This is a genomic window from Nocardioides sp. (assembly GCF_024509035.1).
Lineage (GTDB): Bacteria > Actinomycetota > Actinomycetes > Propionibacteriales > Nocardioidaceae > Nocardioides.
The window spans coordinates 1-4405 of sequence record NZ_JANINT010000182.1 but is presented as its reverse complement, the minus strand read 5'-3'; the positions used below and the strand labels follow the sequence as shown (position 1 = coordinate 4405).

3 protein-coding genes are annotated in these 4405 nt (G+C 73.5%); 2 read left to right on the top strand and 1 reads right to left on the bottom strand.

From position 1 onward, the window contains the following. The coding region (locus tag Q0L15_RS13840) for an AAA family ATPase (protein ID WP_296605033.1) at positions 1 to 2179 on the bottom strand (2179 nt) is incomplete at its 3' end. A gap of 149 nt (positions 2180 to 2328) precedes the next feature. On the opposite strand from Q0L15_RS13840, the gene Q0L15_RS13835 reads away from it, so the two are divergent. Together Q0L15_RS13835 and Q0L15_RS13830 are read left to right on the top strand one after the other, a co-directional pair. Then, positions 2329 to 3138, top strand: coding sequence for a pentapeptide repeat-containing protein (locus tag Q0L15_RS13835; protein ID WP_296605032.1), 810 nt, complete (start codon positions 2329 to 2331; stop codon positions 3136 to 3138). A 111-nt stretch (positions 3139 to 3249) separates the two neighbouring features. After that, positions 3250 to 4405, top strand: a 1156-nt coding sequence (locus Q0L15_RS13830) for a response regulator (RefSeq protein ID WP_296605031.1), incomplete at its 3' end; no start/stop codon positions are given.

Here is a 4405-nt window from a genome sequence, read left to right as displayed (position 1 = left end):
CCAGGTTGCTGGTGAGGATGAGCAGCGTGTTGCGGAAGTCGACCGTGCGGCCCTGGCCGTCGGTGAGCCGGCCGTCGTCGAGCACCTGCAGCAGGATGTCGAAGACCTCGGGGTGGGCCTTCTCGACCTCGTCGAGCAGCACCACCGAGTAGGGCCGGCGGCGGACCGCCTCGGTGAGCTGGCCGCCCTCGTCGTAGCCGACGTAGCCGGGAGGCGCCCCGACGAGCCGGGCGACCGAGTGCTTCTCGCCGTACTCGCTCATGTCGATGCGCACGATCGCGCGCTCGTCGTCGAAGAGGAAGTCGGCCAGCGACTTGGCCAGCTCGGTCTTGCCGGTGCCGGTGGGTCCGAGGAACAGGAAGGAGCCGGTGGGCCGGTGGGGGTCGCTGATGCCGGCGCGCGAGCGGCGTACGGCGTCGCTGACGGCCGTGACCGCGGCGCGCTGGCCGATCAGCCGCTCGCCGATGACGTCCTCCATGTGCAGCAGCTTGGCGGTCTCGCCCTCGAGCATCCGGCCGGTGGGGATGCCGGTCCAGGCCTCGACGACCTCCGCGATCTGCTCGGCGCCGACCTCCTCGCCGACGAGCGGCTCGATGTCGGTGCGCTCCGCGGCCGCGGCGGCCTCGATCTGCTGCTCGAGCGCGGGGATGCGTCCGTAGAGCAGCTCGCTGGCCTTGCCGAGGTCGCCCTCGCGCTGGAGCCGGTCGGCCTCCATGCGCAGCTGGTCGAGCTGGCGGCGCAGCTCGCCCTCGCCCTCGAGCGTGGACTTCTCCCGCTCCCAACGGGCCTCGAGCGCGCGCAGCTCCTCCTCGCGGTCGGCGAGGTCACGGCGCAGGTTGTCCAGGCGCTCCTTGGAGGCCTCGTCGGACTCCTTGGCGAGCGCGAACTCCTCCATCTTCAGTCGCTCGACCGAGCGCCGCAGCTGGTCGATCTCCTCGGGCGAGGACTCGATCTCCATGCGCAGTCGCGAGGCGGCCTCGTCGATGAGGTCGATCGCCTTGTCGGGCAGCTGGCGGCCGCTGATGTAGCGGTCGGAGAGCGTCGCGGCCGCGACCAGGGCGGCGTCGGTGATGCGGACGCCGTGGTGGGCCTCGTACTTCTCCTGGATGCCGCGCAGGATCTGGATGGTGTCCTCGACGCTCGGCTCGCCGACGAAGACCTGCTGGAAACGGCGCTCGAGCGCGGGGTCCTTCTCGATGCGCTCGCGGTACTCGTCGAGCGTGGTCGCGCCGATCATGTGCAGCTCCCCGCGGGCGAGCATCGGCTTGAGCATGTTGCCGGCGTCCATCGCGGAGTCGCCCCCGGCGCCCGCGCCGACGACGGTGTGGAGCTCGTCGATGAACGTGATGACCTGGCCCTCGGCGGCCTTGATCTCCTCGAGCACGGCCTTGAGCCGCTCCTCGAACTCGCCGCGGTACTTCGCCCCGGCGACCATCGCGGCCAGGTCGAGGCTGAGCACCCGGCGACCCTTGAGCGAGTCGGGCACGTCGCCGGCGACCACGCGCTGGGCGAGACCCTCGACGACGGCGGTCTTGCCGACGCCGGGCTCGCCGATCAGCACGGGGTTGTTCTTGGTGCGCCGCGAGAGCACCTGCACGACGCGGCGGATCTCGGCGTCGCGGCCGATCACCGGGTCGAGCCGGCCCTCCTGGGCGGCCTGGGTGAGGTCGACGGAGTACTTGTCGAGCGCTTCGTACGTCGACTCCGCGTCCTGGCTGGTCACGCGCCGGTTGCCGCGCACGGCGCTCAGCGACTCGCGCAGCCCGTCGGCGCTCAGGCCGGCACCGGTGAGCACGGTCCTGGCGCTGCTCTCGACGGTGGCCAGCGAGATCAGCAGGTGCTCGCTGGCGACGTAGTCGTCCTTCATGCCCGCGGCGAGGTCGAGTGCGCCGGCGAGCACGCGGGTCAGCGCCGCGGAGCCGCTGGGCTGCTGGACGGTCGACCCGGTCGCCTTCGGGAGCTTGTCGCGCTCGGCGGCGGCGGTGCGCACCAGGGCGGGCACGTCGACACCGGCCTTCGCGACCAGGTTGGCGGCCGTCCCGTCCTCCTGGAGCAGCAGGGCGACCAGCAGGTGGATCGGCTCGGTGTAGGTGTTGCCCGCGGTCGTCGCCGACAGCTGGGCGGACTCGATCGCCTCCCGGCTGCGGGTGGTGAACTTCTCGGCACCGAACTGGCTCATGTGGTGATTCTCCTCGTGGGATCGCTCTGCGTCACTGTGCGGGCACCCCCGGCCCGCCACTGTGTCCAACCACTGGGTTGAACGCGTCGAAAGTTGAGTCTGTTCCACTCAACTCTGGGAAATTGTCGCAGGTCAGGGAGGATGGCAGCGTGCCCACTTCCCACCCGCCGTCCCGGCTGGACCTGACGGCCGACTGCGCCCGCTGCCACGCGCTGTGCTGCGTGCTGCTGCCCTACCGACGCGCGGGCGGCTTCGGCGCCGACAAGGCCGGGGGTGTGCCCTGCCACCACCTGCGAACCGACGACCGGTGCGAGATCCACGCCGACCTCACCGAGCTCGGCTGGCCCAGCTGCGTCACGTTCGACTGCTTCGGCGCCGGCCAGCAGGTCACCCAGGTGACGTACGCCGGGGCCTCGTGGCGCGACGCGGCCGGTGAGGGCGAGCTGGGCGAGATGGCCGCCGTCCTGTCCGCGATGCGTCGCGTCCACGAGATGCTGCTGCACCTCGACGAGGTCGCCGAGCGCTCCCCCGACCCGGCGGCCGAGGCGCTCGCGCAACGGCTGCGTGTCCTGCGCGACGCGACGCCCGTCGAGATCCTCACCACCGACCTCGACGAGCTCCAGGACGAGTGCGGCGGACTCCTCACCGCCGCGAGCGCCCGGCTGCGCGACCCCGCGGGCCCCGACCTCGCCCACGCCGACCTCGCGGGCCAGGACCTGCGCGGGCGCGACCTGCACTCGGCGTCGCTGCGCGGCGCCCTGCTGATCGGGGTCGACCTGCGCGACGTCGTCCTCGATCAGGCCGACCTGCTCGGCGCCGACCTGCGGGGAGCCGACCTGCGCGGCGCCGACCTCACCTCGGCCCTGTTCCTCACCGGCCCGCAGCTGGCCGGCGCCCGCACCGACGAGCGCACCCGGGCCCCGGCGCGGGTCTCGGCTCCGACCGGCCGCCCGGACTGATCTGGACCACCCGCGGGCGATGTCGGGCAAGGCGATGACGCCGCCGAGGCCGCGGATCTACGGTGAGCCGACTCCAGCGGCCGGGGCAGTCGCCGACGAGAGGGTTGAGAGATGAGCGTCGAGACGGACCCTGCGCCGCCGCGACGCGTGGTCGTCATCGACGACACCCCGGACCTGCGGGCCCTGCTGCGGATCGCGCTCGAGCGGGCGTCGTACGTCGTCGTCGGCGAGGCCGGCGACGGCCAGGAGGGCATCGAGGTGGTGCGCGAGCACCGGCCCGACGTCGTGCTGCTCGACCTGTCGATGCCGGTGCTCGACGGCCTCGAGGCGCTGCCGACGATCCGGCGGCTCGTGCCCGACGCGACGATCGTCGTGCTCTCCGGCTTCGGACCCACGACGATGTCGGACCGGGCGCTGGCGCGGGGCGCGGACGGCTACGTGCAGAAGGGCGCGCCGCTGCGCTCGATCATCGCGAGCATCGGTGACCTGGCCGAGCGGGGCGGGCGCGGTCGGGCCCTCTCGGAGGGCACCCCGCTGGTGCACGCCGTCGACGCGCGCCGGCTGGCTCCGGCGACCCCGACGTCCGCCGCCACGTCTGCCCCGACGTCCGCGCCCGCGCCGGGCGCCGCCGTGGACTCGCGCGAGGCCGCGCCGCCGGTCGGCCCGCAGGTGTCGGCGTGGGAGGCGCTGGGGATGGCGCCGTTCGGTGTGCTCGAGCTGGCCGACGAGCCGCTGTTCCGCGTCGTCTACGCCAACACCGTCGCGCAGCGGCTGCTGGGCGTCGCCGTGGCGCCCGGGTCGCCGCTCGGCGTGGTCTCGCCCGACCTGGCCACGCTGGTCTCCGCCCACCGCCTGGACGCCGACACCTCCTTCGAGGTGCCGCTCGAGACCGGGCGGGTGCGCGCGACCGTCCGGCGTACGGGCTGGTCGCTGTGCGTCTACCTCGACTCCGGCGCCGAGGACGTCGCGCTGCTGCGTCGCGCGATCGCCACCTCGGCCCACGAGGTGCGCGGGCCGGTCGCGGTCATCTGCGGGACCGCCGAGACCCTGCAGCTCGGCGGCGACCTCACCCAGGACGAGCTCGGACGGCTGGCGGAGTCGATGGCCCGCCAGGCGCGCATCCTCGACGCGCTCACCGCCGACCTGCTCACCGCCGCGCAGATCCAGCGCGGGACGCTTCGCCTCGACATGCAGCCCGTCGACCCGCGCGCCCTCGTGGAGCGCGTCCTCGCCGACCGGTACGACGCCGAGCTGGTCGTCGAGGACG